Consider the following 18,979-nt stretch of genomic DNA (forward strand, 5'->3'; position numbering starts at 1 on the left):
GGGTTACCAGGGCGCACTGGCCGGTTGCGGCAGGTTGAGCCGGCCACTGTCGCTGAAGCGCCGGGTACCGAACGCGCCGCCGGCCAGCTTGCCGCGCACGGTGTACGGCAGGCCATCGAGGCTGCGCACGTGGCTCAGGCCCACGGCCTGGCGCAGCACCGAGAACGCGGTGATGCTCACTGGCACCACCAGCACGCCTTCGCTGAAGCGGCCGATGCGACCGCTTTGGTCGCTGACGCCTGCCGCCAACGGCTGGCCATTGACCTCAAGGTTAAGGGCGATGCCGTTGTAGTCGATCGCGGTTTCATTGGGGTTCTGCACGCGGATCTTCACCGCCATGCGCAGTTCCAGGTCCTGGCCGGGCAGGGGATCGATACCAATCACGCTGATGTTCACCGGGTCGCGGGGCTGGAACAGGGCGCAGGCATTCAGGCCGCCGATCAACAACAGGGCCAGGCACAAGCGTAGGCATCGGGTCACGGGCACAGCTCCAGAACAGGAGAACAGCCCCGAGTGTGGCAAATGCACAGCGGCGTTGAAAGTAGTGTGAGTTATGAAAGATACTTGTTCTCATTAACGCCCGATAATTTCTCTTACTGGCCCATCGAGTCCTTCATGTTGACGTCTCCCGTGTCCGGGCTGCTAGCGAGCTTCCAGGAACATTACGATGACCTGTTGCAGTTCCTGACCCGGCGTATGAGCGATCGGCAGCGGGCCGCCGACGTCGCCCAGGAAACCTACCTGAAACTGGTGAAGATCGAGCAGCAGGACCTGCCGGTGCTGCATGCACGCCGTTTCATCTTTCGCGTGGCCGGCAACCTGGCGATCGATACCCTGCGCCGCGAGCAACGCATGAGCAGCAGTCTCGACGACAGCGAAGTGGCGCGCCAGGTGCCGTGCCCGGCGCCAGCGCCGGAGGCGGCGTTGCTGGCCAGTGAACGCCTGGAGCAGCTCGATGAAGCCTTGCTGCAACTGTCGCCCAACGCCCGTCAGGCCTTGTTGCTCAACCGCGTCGAAGGCCTGACCCAGGCGCAGATCGCACAACGGCTGGGCGTTTCCGAGAGCATGGTGGCAAAATACATCGGCCAGGCCCTGCGCCATTGCCGCGACTGGCTCAAACACAATCATGACTGATGCTCATATGCCCGCGCCGCAGCCGATCAGCGATTTGTCCGATGATGCCCTCGACTGGCAGGTGCTGCTGCATTCGGGCAACGCCAGCGCCAGCGACCAACAACGCTACCGGCGCTGGTGCGCGCTGAGCCCGGCTCATGCCGAGGCCGCGAGTGAAGCCGAGGCGTTGTGGGCGGACCTCGGGCAGACCCGAGCGGCGGCTGAGGTCACGGTGACGGCGCCAGGCCGGCGGCGCTGGGGCTCGAAACTTGCCGCCTCGCTGGTGCTGGCGCTGCTCGGATACGGCGGCCTGCAACAGGCGCCGGCCTTGCTTGCCGACTACCACACCGGGGTTGGCCAGCAGCAGCGGATCACCCTGGTCGATGGCTCGCAGGTCACGCTCAATAGTGGCAGTGCCTTGTCGGTGGACTTCAGCAGTGGCGAGCGTCGCGTTGTGCTCAAGGCCGGTGAGGCCTTGTTCGAACCGGCCGCCGATCCACGGCCGTTCGTGGTCGATGCCGGGGCTGAACCCGTGCAGGGCAGTGCGGCGGTATTCAGCGTGCGCCGTGACGGTGTGCGCAACCGCGTGGTGGTTGCCCAGGGGCAGGCGCGGGTCGGCGGGCAGTGGCTGGAAACCTCGCCCGATGCTCGCGCGCAAACTGCCTGGCAGCGCGGCAAGTTGATCTTCAACGGCAAGCCGCTGCGGGAAGTGTTGGCCGAGCTTGAACGCTATCAGCACGGGCGCATCGTGCTGTCTGACCAGCAGCTGGCGGCGCTGCAGGTCAGCGGGGTGTTTGACCTGAATGACCCTGAAGGGTTGTTGCGCACCCTGGAGCAGCGCTATGCGCTGAAAGTTACCTACCTGCCTTGGCTGGCGGTGGTGTACTGACGGGCCTCATCGCTGGCAAGCCAGCTCCCACAGGTATTGCATGCACCGTACCTGTGGGAGCTGGCTTGCCAGCGATAGGGTCGTAACTGCGCAAAAAATATTTTCAAATTCCCACTGCAAGTTCTTCCCCGCCCAATCGTCGTAGTGAGACTGATCAGCAATCCATTCTCATTTACAACCATTTGCCTGGAAGAAAACAGTGAAGGGTCCGCTCAAGCCAATCGCCCGTTGCACCGGTTATTTCAAACATGCCCTGTTGGCCTCGACCGCCGTTGCCGCGTTGCTCGGCACCCTGCAGGTGCACGCCGGCGAAGTGCTAAAAGCTGCCGGCACCCAGCAGGAACGTGAAGTATCCCTGGACCTGCCAGCGCAGAACCTCGACCAGGCCCTGACGGCCTTCGCCGACCAGGCCGGCCTGCATTTGCTGTTCACCAGCCAGGACGTGGCCGGCCGCCAAAGCCCGGCACTCAAGGGGCACTACAGCATCGCCCAGGCCCTGCAAAGCCTGCTGGCCGGCAGCGGCATGAGCTGGCAGTTCAGCGAGCAGAACACGGTGATTCTGCGCAAGAGCGCGGCGGCGCCAAGTGTCAGCCTCAAGCCTATCGAAGTCAGCGTCGCCTCGCGTACCAGCACCTCGATCAGTGAAATCCCCGGTACCGTCTGGGTGGTCGACCAGCAGCAACTGCGCGAGCAGATCGACAGCGGCGTCAGCCTCAAGGAAGCCATCGGCAAGCTGGTCCCGGGCCTGGACCTGGCGCCGGAAGGGCGGACCAACTACGGCCAGAACATGCGCGGGCGCAACGTGCTGGTGATGATCGACGGCGTCAGCCAGAACAGCTCACGTGGCCTGTCGCGCCAGTTCGACAGCATCTCGCCGTTCAACGTCGAGCGCGTCGAGGTGCTCTCCGGCGCCAGCGCCCTCTACGGCGGCGGCGCCACCGGCGGGATCATCAACATCGTCACCAAGAAGGGCGAGGCGGGCGCGGCGCGCTTTGAAACCCGGTTGGGCGCCAGCAGCGGCTTCAACAACAGCGACGACCTGTCGACCCGCATCGCCCAGTCGATCAGCGGCGGCAACGAGCGTATCAATGCGCGCCTGGGCGTATCCGCCGAGCAGAACGAGGCGTTCTACGATGGCGCCGGCGAGCAGATCTTCATTGACAACACCCAGACCGACTTGCAGTACAACCGCACCATCGACGTGCTCGGCAGCCTGGGTCTTAGGCTCAACGACGAGCAGAGCCTCGACCTGCTGGCCCAGTACTACGACTCGGGCAACCATGGCAGCACCGGTATCTACTTCCCCAACCTCAACTACAACGGCCCTTCGGACCTGGAAGACGCCGAGCTGCGCGGTGGTTACTCAACCGACCTTGAGCCGCGCACCAAGCGCCTGCTGTTCAACGCCAATTACCACCACAGCGATGTGCTCGGCCAGGACTTCTACCTGCAGGCCTCGTACCGCAAGGAAGACGACAACTTCTATCCGTTCCCGTATTACAACGCCGGCAAGCCGGCAGGTTCCAAGGGCGTGTACTTTGCCGCCTCGCAGCAGAACTTCGAGGTCAGCAGCCTCAAGGCGCTGTTTGCCAAGCAGTGGGACAGCCTCAAGCTGACCTACGGCGTGGACCTGGACCGCGAGCGCTTCAACGCCGAGCAGACCACCTTCGATGCCCGGACCTCCTCCGCAAGCGGCGGTCTGGACCTGGATCAAGCCAGCAAGGCGGCGCGCTACCCCAGCTACCGGGTCGATGGCCTCTCGGCCTACACCCAGCTGGACTGGAAGGCAACCGACAACCTGAGCGTTTCCGGCGGCGCCCGTCGCCAGCAGATGGACGTCGATGTCGGCGACTTCAAGAACGTCCCCGGCGGTAACAACGACTACCAGGTCAACCTGTTCAACCTTGGCGCCATCTACGACTTCAAGAACGGTCACCAGCTCTGGAGCAACTACGGCGAAGGTTTCGACCTGCCAGACCCGGCCAAGTACTACGGCAAGCCTGGCCTGAACGTTGAAGACAACCCGCTGGCCGGGATCAAGAGCCGCCAGGTGGAACTGGGCTGGCGCTACGCCGACCTGGACTGGGATGCCCAGGCGGCGGTGTACTACATCTGGTCGGACAAGATCATCACCACCGACATGGCCACTTTGACCATCAACGTCGAAGACCAGAAAAGCCGTGACTTCGGTTTTGAAGGCGCGCTGACCCGCCACTTCGAAAGCGGCTGGGAAGCCGGCAGCACCCTGCACCTGGTGCGCTCGGAAGAGCAAGACAAGGAGGGCGACTGGATCAAGCGCGATGCCCGTTATGCTTCGCTGTCCAAGTCCACCGCCTTCGTTGGCTGGAAGGGCGATGGCCAAAGTGCCCGCTTGCAGGCCAACCACGCCTTCACCCTCAAGGACGATGCCGAGCACAAGATCAGCGGCTACACCACCTTCGACCTGCTGGGTAGCCAGGACACTGGTTTCGGGACCTTCAGCGCCGGTATCCAGAACCTGCTCGACAAGCAGTACAGCACCGTCTGGGGCCAGCGTGCGACGCTGTTCTACTCGCCGACCTATGGCCCGGCCTACCTCTACGATTATCAAGGCCGTGGCCGCACCTACACCCTGACCTGGTCGCTGGCCTACTGAGTCAGGCGAAGGCGGCCAACAGGTCGGCGGCAAAGGCCTGCTGGGCATCGCTGGGCACCTGGGCGCGGTGGCGCACCAGCACGAACGGCACGGCGAAATCCAGCGCCGGGTCCAGGCCCTGCAGCAGGCCACGCGCGACCCAGGGGGCGGCATAGTGGCAGGGCAGGTAACCGATGTGCCGGCCGGAGAGGATGAAGGTCAGCGCGCCCTCAACCTGTTCGGAACGAGCGGTGCCACTGGTGCCGTCAAAGGGCTCCTGGCGACTCTGGAAACGGTAGGGGTGTTCGACCTGGTCGGCCTGTTGCAGCGCCTCCAGGCTCACGTCAAGCTGGCCAGCCAGCGGATGATGGCTGGCGCAATACAGGCGCTGGTTTTCCTCGAATAACGGGGTGTAATCGAACGCTGCCTGCTTGCCGGAAAAATAGCCGATGGCCAGGTCCAGGCGCTGCTGCAAAAGCTGGCGCTCAAGGTCTGCCGGCATGGCGCTGACCAGCTCCAGGCGCACCGACTCGTCACGCTGGCGAAAACGCTCGATGGCCCGCGCCAGGCGCAAGGTCACGGTGCTCTCCTGGGCTTCGGAAATGCCGATACGCACCTCGCCGAGCAAACGCCCAGCCACGCCATTGGCCTGATGGCGAAACGCGTCGATCTGCACCAGCAGTTCGCGGGTGGCCTTGAGCAGCACTTCACCCTTGGCGGTCAGGCCAAAGCCGCCCTTGCCGCGACTGCACAAGCGATACCCCAGGCGGGTTTCCAGGCGCGCCATCTGCTGGCTGATACTCGGCTGGCTCAGGCCCAGCACGCCCTGGGCGGCGCTGAAGCCACCGGCCTCGACTACAGTGACGAACAGCCGCAGCAGGTGCAGGTCGAGGTCGTGCAGTTGTCCCAACATCAAACATTGCTCCTGATGAATGTCAGGTTAATTGACTTGCCATTTTAGTAATGTAACCCGGCAGGCATGCTGGCGGCATCCACTGACAAAGGTGCCCGACATGCGTACATCCCTGTGGTTGTTGTCCCTGGCTTTGGCCTTGCCGGTGCAGGCCGAGGAAAAAGTCCTCAACCTGTACAGCTGGGCCGATTACGTCGCCCCCGAGACCTTGCAGCGTTTCGAGCAGGAAACCGGCTACAAGGTGCGCTACGACACCTTCGACACCACCGAAGTGCTGGAAACCAGGTTGCTCACCGGTGGCAGTGGTTATGACGTTGTCGTGCCGTCCGCCAGCCTGCTGGCCCGCGCCCTGGCCGCAGGCGCCTTGCAGCCGCTACAAGCCCAGGCCATGCCCGGTTACAGCAACCTCGACCAGGACCTGCTGGCCAAGCTCGCCGAGGTTGACCCCGGTAACCGGTACGCCGTGCCTTACACCTGGGGCACCCTGGGCCTGGGCATGAACCTTGAAGCGGTGCGCCAGCGGCTGGGCGATGCACCGCTGGACAGCCTCGACCTGCTGTTCAAGCCCGAGTACGCCAGCAAGCTCAAGGATTGCGGGATTGCCATGTCCGACTCGCCCCAGGAGGTGATTGGCGTAGCCTTGAATTACCTGGGCAAGGATCCCTACAGTCGCGACAAAAACGACCTGGCGGCCGCCCAGGCGCTGCTCAAGCAATTGCAGCCATCGATCAGCTATGTCGCCAACGGCCGGCAGATCAACGACCTGGCCAACGGCAGCGTGTGCCTGGCCCTGACCTACAACGGTGATGCCGCCATGGCTGCCGATCAGGCGCAAAAGGCCGGCAAGCCGTACCAGGTGATCTATCGCATTCCCCGCGAAGGCACGCTGATCTGGCAGGACAACCTGGTCATGCCCAAGGACGCCCCGCACCCGGACGCCGCCCGCGCCTTCATCGCCTTCATGTTGCGTCCCGACTCGGTGGCGCCGTTGACCAACACGCTGTTCTTCGCCAATGCCAACCAGGCGGCCACGCCCCTGGTGGACGAGGCGGTGCGCAGCGACCCGGACATCTACCCCTCGGCCGAAGTGCGCGCGCGGCTGTTTGCCGACCGCAGCATGAGCCTGGCCGACATGCGCCAGCGCACCCGCCTGTGGACCACCTTCCGTAGCCGCCAGTAACAACAGACCAGGAGCCCGACCATGGACCTCGCCCCCGACAACGACCAGGCCATCACCCGCGACAGCCTGTACGGCACCATCGCCGAAAACACCTTTGCCGGTATCACCAGTTTCTCCCGCCGTCGCTACAGCCGCGACCTGCGCGGTGTCGATGTGGTGGTCAGCGGCGTGCCATTCGACACCGCCACCAGCAACCGCCCGGGCGCGCGCTTCGGGCCACGGGCGATTCGGGCCGCATCGGTGCAGCAGGCCTGGGCCCGGCACTGGCCGTGGGAGTTCGACCCGTTCGATCACCTGGCCGTGATCGACTACGGCGACTGCAACTTCGATTACGGCAGCCCGCATACCGTGCCGCACAGCATCCAGGCCCATGCCGAGCAGATGCTCGAAGCCGGCTGTGCCATGCTCACCCTGGGCGGTGATCACTTCATCAGCTACCCGTTGCTCAAGGCTCATGCTCGCAAGCACGGGCCGCTGGCGCTGATCCACTTCGATGCCCACAGCGACACCTGGCCGGACGAGGAGGGCCAGCGTGTCGATCACGGCACCATGTTCTGGCATGCCGCCCGCGAAGGCCTGGTGGACCCGGCGCGCTCGGTGCAGATCGGCCTGCGCACCACCAATGACGAGACCCAGGGCTTTGCCGTGCTCGACGCCCGTCAGGTGCATCAACGCGGTACCCAGGCGATCATCGAGGCGATCCGCCAGCGGGTCGGCGATCAGCCGGTGTACCTGACCTTTGACATTGACTGCCTGGACCCTGCGTATGCCCCAGGTACCGGCACTCCGGTGTGTGGCGGTCTGACCACGGTGCAGGCCCTGGAAATCCTCGGCGGGCTGCGCGGTATCAATCTGGTGGGCATGGACCTGGTGGAAGTCGCGCCGGCCTACGATCATGCCGATATCACCGCCCTGGCCGGCGCGACCCTGGCCATGGAGATGCTCTGCCTGTATGCCGCCCGGCATAAGGTCGATGGCTGATCCGGTAACAAAATGAATCACCTGCGGGGCAAATTGAGGTTTCCCGGCGAACCTGTCGCGCCTTAGGCTATCCAACGCTTGGGCGCGCTGGTTTTCGGCGCCGCGTGGTGCCGGAGGTGAATAGCGTGAACCGATCCCTGTCGGGCCTGGCAATGGCCCTGCTCTTGAGCTCGCCGCTGCAGGCGGCGCCCGCTGCCGGGCCGTTGCAGCTGGCGGCCAGCAGCAACAACCCCTACAACAGCCCGATCATGCGCGCCAATCCCAACAGCCGCCAGGGCAGCGTGCCAGCCACGCCGCCCGTGCGCGGCCCTTCGACCCAGCCCAATCCGCGCCCGCCGACCCTGGAGAACCGCGGTATCGGCAATGGCGAGAACATCCGCCGCGAACAGACCACCCCGCGCCTGGAGCCCAGCCGGCCGCCGCGCGAACCTGCGCGTACGCCCTGAGTCACAGGCCCTCCCTGGAAGGAATCGCTGATGTCCCCACGCACCTGGCTACCCACCCTGATGACCGCGGCGCTGTTGCCGCTGCTGGCCCATGCCGCGCCCGAGCGCGATTTCAACAGCGAGGAGGGCAGCGTCAAGGTCAGCACCCTCGCCGAGGGCCTGCGCAATCCCTGGGCCATGGCGTTCTTGCCGGACGGCCAGGGCATCCTGGTGAGCGAGCGGGCCGGCAACCTGCGCATGGTCAGCCCCGAAGGCAAGGTCGGGCCCCCTCTGGGCGGAGTCCCCGAGGTGTGGGCCGAGGGCCAGGGCGGCTTGCTCGATGTGCTGCTGTCGCCGACCTTCAAGCAGGACCGCATGGTCTACCTGTCCTATGCCGAAGGTGGCGGGGACGGCGGCACGGCCGGCACCGCGGTGGGCCGCGGGCGCTTGTCCCGCGACAACGCCAAGCTTGAAGACTTCAACGTGATCTTCCGCCAGCAACCCAAGCTCTCCAGCGGCAACCATTTCGGCTCGCGCCTGGTGTTCGACCGTGATGGCTACCTGTTCATTGCCCTGGGCGAGAACAACCAGCGGCCGACCTCGCAGGACCTGGACAAACTGCAAGGCAAGGTGGTGCGCATCCTGCCGGATGGTACGGTGCCCAAGGACAACCCGTTTGTCGGTCGCGACAACGTGCGCCCGGAAATCTGGTCGTTCGGCCACCGCAACCAGCAGGGCGCAGCGCTCAACCCCTGGACCGGCGAGCTGTGGACCCACGAGCACGGGCCCCGTGGCGGCGATGAAATCAACATCCCCAAACCCGGCAAGAACTATGGCTGGCCGATCGCCACCCACGGCATCAACTATTCGCTGATGCCGATTCCGGAGGCCAAGGGCGAGCACGTCGATGGCATGGTCGACCCGCACCATGTCTGGGAAAAGTCCCCGGCCATCAGCGGCATGGCGTTTTACGACAACCCGCGTTTCAAACCCTGGGATCACAGCCTGTTCATCGGCGCGCTGGCGGCCCAGGAGCTGATTCGCCTGGAGCTCAAGGGTGACAAGGTGGTGCATGAGGAGCGCCTGCTGGGTCAGCTCAAGGCGCGCATTCGTGATGTGCGGGTGGGGCCGGATGGATACCTGTATCTGCTGACCGATGAGCGTGATGGGGCTTTGCTCAAAGTCGGGCTGGATTTGTAGAACGGTTTGCCCGAACCCTGTGGGAGCTGGCTTGCCTGAGATCGAGCGCGCAGCGGTCGTAATCCAGGCGCCTGCTGATGTGCAGGCTGTACTGGCCCCATCGCTGGCAAGCCAGCGCCCACAGGATGCAGGCTTGCCCCATACTGCGCTGCAGCCGCAGAATGCCCCCTTTTGCGATGGACGCCACGCATGTCCTGCTTCACCGAACAGTCCCCACTGACCCTCTACCAGCAGGCCATAGCCAGCCAGGGCTTTGTCAGCGACCCGGCCCAGTTGCAGGCCGCCAGCGCCCTGCAAACCTGCTTCGCGGCCCTGCAGCGTGGCGAGACCCCGCAGGGGGTCTACCTCTGGGGGCCGGTCGGGCGCGGCAAGACCTGGCTCATGGATCAGTTCCACGCCTGCCTGCAGGTACCGGCCCGGCGCCAGCACTTTCACCACTTCATGCGCTGGGTGCATCAACGCCTGTTCCAGCTCAACGGCACGGCCGAGCCGTTGCGGGCCCTGGCCTTGTCCCTGGCCGAAGAGATCCGCGTGCTGTGTTTTGACGAGCTGTTCGTCAATGACATCGGCGATGCGATCATTCTCGGTGGTCTGTTCCAGGTCCTGTTCGAGGCAGGGGTGGTGATCGTGGCCACGTCCAACCAGCCGCCCGAGCAGCTCTACAGCGACGGTTTCAACCGCGAGCGCTTCCTGCCGGCGATTGCCGCCATCGAGCAGCATATGCAGGTGGTCGCCGTAGCAGGGGAGCAGGACCATCGCCTGCATCCGGGCGCGGCGCAGCAACGCTACTGGGTACGCGACAACGGCCGGCCCAGTGCCCTTGAGCAGGTCTTCGCCCAGTTGCGTGGTGATCAAGCGAGCGCTGGCCAGCCGCTGCAGATCGGCTCGCGCAGCTTGAACGTGGTGCAACGCTGCGACAGCGTGCTCTGGTGTCGCTACGCCGACCTCTGTGAGCAACCCTTTGCCGCCATGGATTTCATGGCCTTGTGCGACAGTTTCCAGGCCATCCTGCTGGGCGAGGTGCCGGCCCTCGGCGCCCGCCAGCGCCCGGCGAAGATTGCCCGCGGCACCGAAGACGGCGCCCAGCGGGTGGTGGCCGGGGACCGCGAACTGCCGCAACTGTCGGTGCATGACGACAGCGTACGGCGCTTCATCGCCCTGGTCGATGAATGCTATGACCGGCGCATCGCCTTGTACCTGGAAGCCGAAGTAGCGCTTGAAGCGCTCTACACTCAAGGGTATCTGGAGTTCCCGTTCCGGCGTACGCTCAGCCGCTTGCGGGAGATGCAACTGCAACGCTTCTGCTGAGGAATCGATCATGACCGAGCCTCTCTCGCATCACCTGCTGACCATGGCCTACCAGAATGGCTGGGCCAACCACAGGGTGTACAAGGCCTGCAGGCAACTGAGCCAGGATGAGTTCGTCGCCCCGCGGGCGAGTTTCTTCCCGTCGATCAAGGCCACCCTCAACCACATCCTCACCGTCGACTGGTTTTACCTGCAGGCCCTGGAGTGCGAGCAGCGCGGCGAAGCGCCCGACCCGGACAGCCAGCGCTTCTTCGAGCCCGAGGAACCCTATGCCACCTGCCTGGAGCTGCACGCCGAGCAGGTGCAGGCCGACCACCGGCTGATCGCCTACTGCCGCCAGTTGCGTGACGACCAGTTACACCGCTACGTGAACATCGTGCGCCCCGACTGGGTGCAGCGCGAGCAACGCCTGCGCCTGCTGTCGCACCTGTTCGAGCACCAGATCCACCACCGTGGCCAGGTGCACGCGTTGCTGTACGACACCTCGGTGCGACCGCCGCAGTTGGACGAGTTTTTTTGTGAGGATGAAGCGCACCTGCGCGCCCAGGACTTCGCCGAGCTGGGCTGGACCGAGGCGCAGATCTGGGGGCGCTAGTGCTGCATCCAGCCCAGGGTCAGCAGCGCCAGGACCAGGTAACGGCCGGCTTTGGCGACAGTGACGAGCATGACAAAGCGCCAGAACGGCTCGCGCATGATCCCGGCAATCAGCGTCAGGGGGTCGCCGATCACCGGCATCCAGCTCAGCAGCAGGGACCACTGGCCGTAGCGCTGGTAGCGTTGCTGGGCCTTTTCCAGCTGCTCGGGCTTGAACGCAAACCAGCGCTTGTCACGCAGGTGTTCGATGCCACGGCCCAGCAGCCAGTTGACGATTGAACCGAGGACATTACCGGCGGTGGCGATCAGCAGCAGGCTGACCAGCGCCTCGGGCTCGCGCAGCAGCAGGCCGACCAGCACGGCTTCCGATTGCAGCGGCAGCAAGGTCGCGGCGCCGAAGGCGCTGAGAAACAGCGCCCAGTAACTGAGCATCAGGGCCGGATCAGTAGTTGGCGACCACTTCGTCCTTGCCCTCGGCGGTCAGGCCGATGACCTGGTAGGCGTCCTTGTGGTCACCCATTTCCATGCCCGGCGAGCCCATGGGCATGCCCGGTACGGCCAGGCCCTTGAGGTCCGGGCGCTTGGCCAACAGCTTGATCTGTTCGGCCGGTACATGGCCTTCGACGAATTTGCCGTCGATCACCCCGGTATGGCAGGAAGCCAGGCGCGGCTCGACGCCCAGGCGCTGCTTGACCGCGCTCATGTTCGGCTCGACATGGTCGTTGACCGTGTAGCCGTTGTCCTGCAGGTGCTTGATCCATTGCTTGCAGCAGCCGCAGTTGGGGTCGCGGTACACGTCGATGGTTTGCCCGGCCTGGGCCAGGGTGCTCAAGGCCAGCAGGCCGAAGGCGACAATTTTTTTGCTCAGCATGTACTTCTCCACTTCTAGAAACGCAGGCGAACCCCGGCGACCAGGCGGGTCTGGCCGATATCGCCGTGCTCATCACGGATCTGTTCGGCGTTGTTGCCGTAGGCCCGGTTGAAGCTGATGCCCAGGTACGGGGCAAAGCCGCGGGTGATTTCGTAGCGCAGGCGCAGGCCGATCTCGCTGTCGGCAAGGCCGCTGCCCTGGTCCCGTGTCGCGTCGTTGCGGCCATAGAAGTTGGCCTCAAGCGACGGTTCGAGGATCCAGCGATTGCTCAGCAGGATAGCGTAACTGCTCTCCAGGCGCAGCGCGGTTTGCTGGCGCTCGCCAGCGTACAAGGTGGCCTCCAGCTCCAGGCCGTACAGTGGCGTGCCCTGGATGCCGAAGGCGGCCCAGGTCTGGCCACTGGCCGGTTTGAAGTCCTGGCGCAGGCCGCCGACCAGTTCCCACCAAGGGCTGATGGCATGGCCCCAGAGCGCCTGCAGCTCGGCCTTGTGGGTCACGCCCTGTTCGCGTTCGCCTTCAGTGCGCAGCCACAGGCGGTCGATATCGCCGCCGATCCAGGCGTTGGCGTTCCAGTTCAGGGCACTGCTGCTGTCAAAGTTCTGGTATTCCAGTTGCTCGACGATCACCGCCCAGTTGCTCTGCCGGTCATGGACCTGATGGCCGGGCAGGGGCGGGAAGGCGGCCTGGCGGTCGGCGTCGGTAATCGGCCTTAGTGGTGTACGTGGCGTCTGCGGCATCATGCCGTGGTTCATGCCCTGGTGGTTCATGTTCTGCGCGGGCATGCCTTGATGGTTCATGGCGCCGTGGCCCATGGCGGCGTGATCCATGGCCTCGGCGCGCGCCTCTTCACTGGCCAGCAAGGCCAGCAGGGCGAAGCCGCCGAGCAGCGGTCGCAAGATCGGCTCATTCATCGACGCGTACCTCGCGGAACATGCCCATCTCCATGTGATAGAGCAGGTGGCAGTGATAGGCCCAGCGCCCCAGGGCGTCGGCGCTGACCCGGTAGCTGCGCCGGCTGCCCGGGGGGATGTCGAGGGTGTGCTTGCGCACCTGGAAGCGCCCGTGTTCGTCCTCCAGGTCGCTCCACAAGCCATGCAGGTGGATCGGGTGGGCCATCATCGTGTCGTTGACCAGAGTGATGCGCAGGCGCTCGCCATAGGTCAGACGCAGCGGCTCGGCGTCGGAGAACTTGATGCCATTGAACGACCAGGCAAAGCGCTCCATGTGCCCGGTCAGGTGCAGTTCGATCTCCCGTGACGGCTCGCGGCCATCGGGGTCGGCGAAAGTGCTCTTCAGGTCGGCGTAGGTCAGCACCCGACGGCCGTTGTTGCGCAGGCCGATGCCCGGGTCGGCGAGGTTGGGCTTGGGGCTCATGGTCTGCATGTCGACCAGCGGGTTGCCGCTTTCGCTGGCCGGGTGCTGTTGCATGCCGGCCATCATCGAGTGGTCCATGCCGGCCATCTGGCTGTGGTCCATGGCGCCCATGTCCGCCATGGCGCCGTGGCCCATATCGGCCATCGACAGGATCGGCCGCGGGTCCGGTTCCGGTACTTCGGCGCTGAGGCCGTTGCGGCGGGCCAGGGTGCCACGGGCATAGCCGCTGCGGTCCATGCTCTGGGCATAGAGGGTGTAGGCGGGCAGGTCACCGACCCGCACCAGCACGTCGTAGGTCTCGGCCACGGCGATGCGCAACTCGTCGACCTCGACCGGTTGCACCGGTTGGCCGTCGGCGGCAATCACGGTGAGCTTCAGGCCCGGAATGCGAAAGTCGAAGTAGCTCATGGCCGAACCGTTGATCAGGCGCAGGCGCACGGTGTCGCCGGGCTCGAACAGGCAGGTGAAGTTGCCGTCTGGCGGCTGGCCGTTGAGCAGGTAGGTGTAGGTGGCGGCGCTGATGTCGGCAAGGTCGGTAGGGCTCATGCGCATGGCTGCCCAGGCCTTGCGCTCGGTGACGGTTTGCTGCCAGCCGTTGCTGGCGACATCGTCGATGAAGTCGCCAACGGTGCGCTTGTGGTAATTGAAGGCATCCGACTGCTTTTTCAGGGTCGCCATCAGCTCACCGGGGGCCTGGTCGCTCCAGTCGCTGAGCAACAGCACGTAGTCGCGCTGATAGCGATGGGGTTCGGGCACCTTGGGCTCGATGACAATGGCGCCATAGACTCCGGCCTGCTCCTGCAAGCCGGAATGGCTGTGGTACCAGTAGGTACCGCTCTGCTCCAGGGTAAAGTGGTACAGGTACTCGCCACCGGGCTCGATGCCGGCAAAGCTCAGGCCAGGCACGCCATCCATGTTGGCCGGGAGGATGATCCCGTGCCAGTGCAGCGAGGTCGGCTCGCCCAGGCGGTTGCGCACCCGCAGGGTCACCGTGTCGCCTTGCCGCCAACGCAGGGTCGGGCCGGGCAGGCTGTTGTTGATGGTCAGGGCCGTGCGCGAGCGGCCAGTGATGTTCACCGGCGTCTGACCGATGAACAGCTCGAAGTGCTGGCCGCTCAGTTCATTGCTGAACACCGCAGGTGCGGCAAACGCCGGCAGGCGCCAGAGGCCGAGGCCGGCCAGGGCGCTGCCGGCGGCAAAGCCCTTGACGAAGGTTCGGCGGGTCGGGTGTCGAAGCATAGGGTGCCATTCCAGGGGCGGGGATGACACGACCTTAGCCAGCGCTGACTGTCAGTAAACTGAGCAGTGGATTACAGATTTGTCAGTTGCTGGTGCAGGTGGCGGTTCACTGGCGGCCGCAGGTCGGTATACTCCGCGCCGCACGGAGCCCATCACCATCAAGGAACAGCGATTCATGCAGGCAATCAAGGCCTATTTCAAACGCCACGGCCACGACCCCTTCAAGCTTGGCGAAGGGCGCATCAGCGGTTACATCTCGGCTGCCCTGGGGCTGCTCAGCCTGCTGGCGGTGCTGTGTTTCCTGTTTCCGCAGTGGCTGACCTTTGCCGAGTTCCGCAAGGTCTACAGCGTGCACTTCGCCCGCACCGTACTGCTGATCGGGCTGATCCTGGCCTTTGCCCTGGGCACCCTGAACATCCTCCTCAACAAGCGCAAGCGCCTGGGCTTCACCGGCATCAGCGCAGCGGGGCTGGCGATGTTTCTGGGCGGTACCAACATCCAGACCGAAGTCATTGGCCAGACCCCGTACTCGCTGGGCCTGGACTGGTTCGTGCTGGCGCTGCTGGTGTCGGCGGTGATCTTCATCCCGCTGGAAAAGCTCTACGCCAAGGACCCGCAGCAGAACATCCTGCGCCCGCACTGGCGCACCGACCTCAGTTACTTTTTCGTCAGCCACATGCTGGTGCAGTTCATCCTTATTTTCGTCACCGCCTCATCCAGCTGGCTGGCCGCCTGGGTAGTGTCCGATACCCTGCAGGCCAAGGTGCAAAGCCTGCCGATCGTGGTGCAGTTTCTGCTCGCGGTGTTTGTCGCCGACCTCGGCCAGTACTGGCTGCACCGCCTGTATCACGTGGTGCCGTGGATGTGGCGCTTTCATGCGGTGCACCACTCGAGCACGCACATGGACTGGCTGGCCGGTTCGCGTATCCACTTCTGCGAGATTCTCCTGACCCGCACCGGGGTGCTGGCGCCCTTGATCCTGCTGGGCTTCTCGCCCCAGGCAATGAACGCCTATGTGATCCTGGTCGGCGTGCAGGCGGTACTGGCCCACGCCAACGTGCGTATCGATGGCGGCTGGCTCAACTACTTGCTGGTGTTGCCGCGTTATCACCACTGGCACCACGCCCGGCACAAGGATTACATTTACAAGAACTACGCGATCCACACACCGCTGGTGGACATGCTGTTCGGCACCTTCAAGCTGCCACCCAAGGAATGGCCGGCGCGTTATGGTGTGTTCGGCAAGGACCTGCCAGACGGCATCGTTAGCCAGCACCTGTACCCACTACGCAAGGCCGAGCCCAAGGCGCCGCCACCGCCACCGGCTGCCTGAAGCGGCTTTGTGCCCGGCCCCTGACTGCGTTAGCCTTGAGGGGTCAATGCAAGGAGTATCCATGGACAAGGTTATCGTGATCACTGGCGCCAGCCGCGGTATTGGCGCCGCCACCGCGCGCCTGGCCGCACGCGCCGGTTACCGTATCTGCATCAACTACCTGACCGATGACGAGGCTGCCCAGCGGGTGCTGGCCGAGGTCCGCGAGCTGGGCGCCGAAGCCATCGCGGTCAAGGCCGATGTCAGTGTCGAGGATGAGATCATCCAGCTGTTTCTGCGCGTGGATGCCGAGCTCGGGCCGGTCACCGCACTGGTCAACAATGCCGGCACCATCGGCCAGAAGAGCCGGGTCGAGGAAGTGTCGGAGTTTCGCCTGCTCAAGCTGATGAAAACCAACGTGGTCGGGCCGATGCTGTGCGCCAAGCATGCGCTGCAGCGCATGTCGACCCGCCATGGCGGGCAGGGCGGCAGCATCGTCAACGTTTCATCGGTAGCGGCACGGCTGGGTTCGCCCAACGAGTACGTCGACTATGCCGCCTCCAAGGGGGCGCTGGACACCTTCACGCTGGGCCTGGCCAAGGAAGTTGCGGGTGAAGGTGTGCGGGTCAATGCCGTGCGCCCGGGTTACATCTTCACCGACTTCCATGCGCTCAGCGGCGACCCGGATCGGGTCAGCAAGCTGGCGCCGGGCATTCCCATGGGCCGGGGCGGGCAGGCAGAAGAAGTGGCCGAGGCGATTCTTTGGCTGCTGTCAGACAAAGCCTCTTACTCCACTGGCAGTTTCCTTGACCTGGGGGGTGGGCGCTGATCAGCCGATCATCTCCTCGATACGCTGGGCCAGGGTATCGAGGCTGAACGGCTTGCTCAGCACCCGGGTAGTCGGCTCGAACACACCGCCGCCCAGCACCGCCTGTTCGGCGTAGCCGGTGATGAACAGCACTTTCAACCCGGGCCGCAACTGGCGGGCGGCCGCCACCAGTTGTTGGCCGTTCATACCGCCGGGCATGCCGACATCACTGATCAACAGGTCAATGGCCGCGCCGTTTTGCAGTGCCGCCAAGGCGCTGTGGCCGTCGCCGAATTCGATTTTGGTGTAACCCAGGTCGCTGAGTACCTCGCCCACCAGCATGCGAATGGTTGCTTCATCATCGACCAGCATCACCGTCATGTCGCGCAGTCCACGCGGCGTGCGGGCAACCGGCAGCGGCTCGCTGGCGGGTAAACTGGCGCTGTCCAGGCGCGGCAGGTACAGGTGCACGCTGGTGCCCTGGCCAGGCTCCGAATAGACCCGCACCTGGCCACCGGACTGACGCACGAAACCATAGACCATCGACAGCCCCAGGCCCGTACCCTGGCCCACCGGCTTGGTGGTGAAGAACGGGTCGAAGGCGCGTGCCAGCACTTGCGGCGACATGCCTCTGCCGTTATCGCTGACGCTCAGGGCCAGGTAGTCACCGGGGGGCAGGTCCAGGTGCGCGGCGATCTGGTCATCGGCCTGCAGATGGCGGGTTTCGATGGTGATCCGGCCACCGCCCGGCATGGCGTCGCGGGCATTGATACAGAGGTTGAGCAGGGCGTTTTCCAGTTGCGATGAATCGATGCTGGCCCGGCAGGTAGCGCTGGCGGTAAACAACTCGATCTCGATATGCGGGCCGACGCTACGGCGGATCAGTTCGGTCATGCCGCTGACCAGGCGGTTGACATCGATGGTGCGCGGTTCCAGGGTCTGGCGCCGGGAGAAGGCCAGCAACCGGTGGACCAGGGACGCTGCGCGGTTGCACACGTCCTGGGCGGTGCGCAGGTAGGGATCGATATGCTGGTGACGGCCGCGCCCGATCAGGTTGCGCGACAGCTCCAGGGAACCGCTGATACCGGTCAGCAGGTTGTTGAAGTCATGGGCGATGCCGCCGGTGAGCTGGCCTACCGCTTCCATTTTCTGCGCCTGGCGCAAGGCCTCTTCGGTCTTGCGCAGGCGTTTTTGCTCACGGATCCGCTCGCTGATGTCGTAGGCGAACAGGTAAGCGCCGATCAACTGCCCGTGCGGGTCATGCAGCGGGCTGAAACGCAGTTCGTAGTGGCGGTGCTGGTCGCCTGCGCCAAACTCGGCAATCTCGACGAACGCTTCACCTTTGAGCGCCCGTGTCCAGAGCAGCAGGCCGCGGGCGCAGTCCTCGGGATGCTTGGCCATTTGATCAGGCAAGCTGTCGCCGACGCTCGGCGTCAGGCCGAAAAGCCGCTGGAACTCATCGCGGGCAGCGCGGTTGATAGCCAGCCAGCGCATGTCCAGATCCACCACCTGGATCTGCGCCAGGGTGGCTTCGACCACATCGGTGAGGATCTTGCGTTCTGCCACCGCCTGGGCAACCCGTTGTTCCAGCTCCTGGTTGAGACGCCTGAGGGCGGATTCGGCGCGCTTGCGTGCAGTCACATCCTGGAACAGCACTGCGACCTGCTTGCGACTGGCCGGCTCCATGCGAAAGGCGCAGATATCCAAGTGGCGGCCGGTGGCCACCAGTTCTTGCTCAAAGCGGATCGGGTTGCCGCTGTGCAGCACCGGACCGTAGCGGGCAATCCAGCCTTCGGCCTCATCGGGGACCAGCTGCCGCAGGGTTTGGCCTACCACGTTGTCGATCCCGGCATGCATGGCGTAGGCGGCGTTGGCTTCGATGTGGACGTAGTCGCTGAGCGGGCCGTGGGGGCCGTCGAAGAACTCGATGATGCAAAAGCCTTCGTCCATGGCCTCGAACAGAAAGCGGTAGCGCTGCTGGGTATCGGCCTCGGCTTGCTCGACAGGTGCAGGGGCTGCGCCATTGCGTTTGGCGAGCCGGGCTTTGAGCAGGTTATTTTGCTGCTTTGACTGCTCAAGTTGCTGACGCAGGGACTGCAGTTCGCTCGACGGCATGCGCGTGTTCCGACCTGGGGACTGCGGCAAATGTAGCGTCCCG

General features: G+C 64.6%; 17 protein-coding genes and 1 pseudogene. 11 read left to right on the forward strand and 7 right to left on the reverse strand.

Annotated features, from left to right (window positions below):
• Positions 1–3: 3 nt before the first annotated feature.
• Positions 4–480 carry an LEA type 2 family protein gene (locus PspR32_RS09065; RefSeq protein WP_159388332.1) on the reverse strand — a complete coding sequence of 159 codons (477 nt, stop codon included), beginning with the start codon at positions 478–480 and terminating at the stop codon, positions 4–6.
• 135 nt (positions 481–615) lie between these two features.
• Here PspR32_RS09065 and PspR32_RS09070 point away from each other — a divergent pair.
• The 3 genes and pseudogenes from PspR32_RS09070 to PspR32_RS09080 all read left to right on the forward strand — a co-directional run.
• Positions 616–1,122: pseudogene (locus PspR32_RS09070) on the forward strand (RNA polymerase sigma factor); the annotation flags it as partial.
• A 4-nt stretch (positions 1,123–1,126) separates the two neighbouring features.
• Positions 1,127–2,002, forward strand: coding sequence for a FecR family protein (locus PspR32_RS09075; protein WP_026001517.1), 876 nt, complete (start codon positions 1,127–1,129; stop codon positions 2,000–2,002).
• A 199-nt stretch (positions 2,003–2,201) separates the two neighbouring features.
• Positions 2,202–4,637 carry a TonB-dependent siderophore receptor gene (locus tag PspR32_RS09080; protein WP_159388333.1) on the forward strand — a complete coding sequence of 812 codons (2,436 nt, stop codon included), beginning with the start codon at positions 2,202–2,204 and terminating at the stop codon, positions 4,635–4,637.
• A gap of 1 nt (position 4,638) precedes the next feature.
• On the opposite strand, the gene PspR32_RS09085 is transcribed toward PspR32_RS09080, so the two are convergent.
• Positions 4,639–5,529 (reverse strand): LysR family transcriptional regulator, encoded by an 891-nt coding sequence (locus tag PspR32_RS09085; protein WP_159388334.1) that lies wholly within the window; start codon positions 5,527–5,529, stop codon positions 4,639–4,641.
• A gap of 100 nt (positions 5,530–5,629) precedes the next feature.
• Between PspR32_RS09085 and PspR32_RS09090 the strand changes: the two genes are divergently transcribed.
• The 6 genes from PspR32_RS09090 to PspR32_RS09115 all read left to right on the forward strand — a co-directional run bounded on the left by PspR32_RS09090 (position 5,630) and on the right by PspR32_RS09115 (position 11,218).
• Positions 5,630–6,709 (forward strand): extracellular solute-binding protein, encoded by a 1,080-nt coding sequence (locus PspR32_RS09090; RefSeq protein WP_010226569.1) that lies wholly within the window; start codon positions 5,630–5,632, stop codon positions 6,707–6,709.
• Positions 6,710–6,730: 21 nt separating this feature from the next.
• A complete protein-coding gene (speB, locus tag PspR32_RS09095) occupies positions 6,731–7,690 on the forward strand; it encodes an agmatinase (RefSeq protein ID WP_100782864.1) in 960 nt (319 codons plus the stop codon).
• 125 nt (positions 7,691–7,815) lie between these two features.
• On the forward strand, positions 7,816–8,136 hold the full coding sequence (locus PspR32_RS09100; protein WP_100782865.1) for a hypothetical protein: 321 nt from the start codon (positions 7,816–7,818) through the stop codon (positions 8,134–8,136).
• A gap of 30 nt (positions 8,137–8,166) precedes the next feature.
• Complete coding sequence (locus PspR32_RS09105) at positions 8,167–9,315, forward strand: PQQ-dependent sugar dehydrogenase (RefSeq protein WP_159388335.1); 1,149 nt, start codon at positions 8,167–8,169, stop codon at positions 9,313–9,315.
• A gap of 189 nt (positions 9,316–9,504) precedes the next feature.
• Positions 9,505–10,623 carry a cell division protein ZapE gene (zapE, locus tag PspR32_RS09110; RefSeq protein WP_159388336.1) on the forward strand — a complete coding sequence of 373 codons (1,119 nt, stop codon included), beginning with the start codon at positions 9,505–9,507 and terminating at the stop codon, positions 10,621–10,623.
• Between the two features lie 10 nt (positions 10,624–10,633).
• Complete coding sequence (locus PspR32_RS09115; protein WP_159388337.1) at positions 10,634–11,218, forward strand: DinB family protein; 585 nt, start codon at positions 10,634–10,636, stop codon at positions 11,216–11,218.
• Here PspR32_RS09115 and PspR32_RS09120 read toward each other — a convergent pair.
• Genes PspR32_RS09120 through PspR32_RS09135 form a run of 4 tightly spaced genes read right to left on the reverse strand, consistent with a single transcriptional unit; the run spans position 11,215 to position 14,701 of the window.
• Positions 11,215–11,649, reverse strand: coding sequence for a YqaA family protein (locus PspR32_RS09120; RefSeq protein WP_010226557.1), 435 nt, complete (start codon positions 11,647–11,649; stop codon positions 11,215–11,217). The genes PspR32_RS09115 and PspR32_RS09120 overlap by 4 nt on opposite strands.
• A 10-nt stretch (positions 11,650–11,659) precedes the next feature.
• Positions 11,660–12,088 (reverse strand): DUF411 domain-containing protein, encoded by a 429-nt coding sequence (locus PspR32_RS09125; protein WP_010226555.1) that lies wholly within the window; start codon positions 12,086–12,088, stop codon positions 11,660–11,662.
• Between the two features lie 14 nt (positions 12,089–12,102).
• Positions 12,103–12,999 carry a copper resistance protein B gene (locus PspR32_RS09130; protein ID WP_010226553.1) on the reverse strand — a complete coding sequence of 299 codons (897 nt, stop codon included), beginning with the start codon at positions 12,997–12,999 and terminating at the stop codon, positions 12,103–12,105.
• Positions 12,992–14,701, reverse strand: a complete 1,710-nt coding sequence (locus PspR32_RS09135) for a copper resistance system multicopper oxidase (RefSeq protein ID WP_159388338.1) — start codon at positions 14,699–14,701, stop codon at positions 12,992–12,994. The genes PspR32_RS09130 and PspR32_RS09135 overlap by 8 nt, the downstream gene beginning before the upstream one ends.
• Before the next feature lie 175 nt (positions 14,702–14,876).
• Between PspR32_RS09135 and PspR32_RS09140 the strand changes: the two genes are divergently transcribed.
• Both PspR32_RS09140 and PspR32_RS09145 read left to right on the forward strand, forming a co-directional pair.
• Complete coding sequence (locus PspR32_RS09140; RefSeq protein ID WP_010226549.1) at positions 14,877–16,034, forward strand: sterol desaturase family protein; 1,158 nt, start codon at positions 14,877–14,879, stop codon at positions 16,032–16,034.
• Between the two features lie 61 nt (positions 16,035–16,095).
• Complete coding sequence (locus PspR32_RS09145) at positions 16,096–16,842, forward strand: SDR family oxidoreductase (RefSeq protein ID WP_036994508.1); 747 nt, start codon at positions 16,096–16,098, stop codon at positions 16,840–16,842.
• Here the strand turns inward: PspR32_RS09145 and PspR32_RS09150 are convergent, their stop codons facing one another.
• Positions 16,843–18,936, reverse strand: a complete 2,094-nt coding sequence (locus PspR32_RS09150; protein ID WP_100782869.1) for a hybrid sensor histidine kinase/response regulator — start codon at positions 18,934–18,936, stop codon at positions 16,843–16,845.
• Positions 18,937–18,979: the final 43 nt, after the last annotated feature.

The sequence above is a fragment of the Pseudomonas sp. R32 genome (assembly GCF_009866705.1).
GTDB classification, from domain to species: domain Bacteria; phylum Pseudomonadota; class Gammaproteobacteria; order Pseudomonadales; family Pseudomonadaceae; genus Aquipseudomonas; species Aquipseudomonas donghuensis.

What these genes read in the sequence shown, in the direction of transcription:
- PspR32_RS09130 (WP_010226553.1), bottom strand. Translation starts at nt 12,999, where the DNA reads ATGAATGAGCCGATCTTGCGACCGCTGCTCGGCGGCTTCGCCCTGCTG.
- PspR32_RS09140 (WP_010226549.1), top strand. Translation starts at nt 14,877, where the DNA reads ATGCAGGCAATCAAGGCCTATTTCAAACGCCACGGCCACGACCCCTTC.
- PspR32_RS09085 (WP_159388334.1), bottom strand. Translation starts at nt 5,529, where the DNA reads ATGTTGGGACAACTGCACGACCTCGACCTGCACCTGCTGCGGCTGTTC.
- PspR32_RS09150 (WP_100782869.1), bottom strand. Translation starts at nt 18,936, where the DNA reads ATGCCGTCGAGCGAACTGCAGTCCCTGCGTCAGCAACTTGAGCAGTCA.
- PspR32_RS09090 (WP_010226569.1), top strand. Translation starts at nt 5,630, where the DNA reads ATGCGTACATCCCTGTGGTTGTTGTCCCTGGCTTTGGCCTTGCCGGTG.
- PspR32_RS09125 (WP_010226555.1), bottom strand. Translation starts at nt 12,088, where the DNA reads ATGCTGAGCAAAAAAATTGTCGCCTTCGGCCTGCTGGCCTTGAGCACC.
- PspR32_RS09075 (WP_026001517.1), top strand. Translation starts at nt 1,127, where the DNA reads ATGACTGATGCTCATATGCCCGCGCCGCAGCCGATCAGCGATTTGTCC.
- PspR32_RS09135 (WP_159388338.1), bottom strand. Translation starts at nt 14,701, where the DNA reads ATGCTTCGACACCCGACCCGCCGAACCTTCGTCAAGGGCTTTGCCGCC.
- PspR32_RS09145 (WP_036994508.1), top strand. Translation starts at nt 16,096, where the DNA reads ATGGACAAGGTTATCGTGATCACTGGCGCCAGCCGCGGTATTGGCGCC.
- PspR32_RS09115 (WP_159388337.1), top strand. Translation starts at nt 10,634, where the DNA reads ATGACCGAGCCTCTCTCGCATCACCTGCTGACCATGGCCTACCAGAAT.
- PspR32_RS09120 (WP_010226557.1), bottom strand. Translation starts at nt 11,649, where the DNA reads ATGCTCAGTTACTGGGCGCTGTTTCTCAGCGCCTTCGGCGCCGCGACC.
- zapE (WP_159388336.1), top strand. Translation starts at nt 9,505, where the DNA reads ATGTCCTGCTTCACCGAACAGTCCCCACTGACCCTCTACCAGCAGGCC.
- PspR32_RS09105 (WP_159388335.1), top strand. Translation starts at nt 8,167, where the DNA reads ATGTCCCCACGCACCTGGCTACCCACCCTGATGACCGCGGCGCTGTTG.
- speB (WP_100782864.1), top strand. Translation starts at nt 6,731, where the DNA reads ATGGACCTCGCCCCCGACAACGACCAGGCCATCACCCGCGACAGCCTG.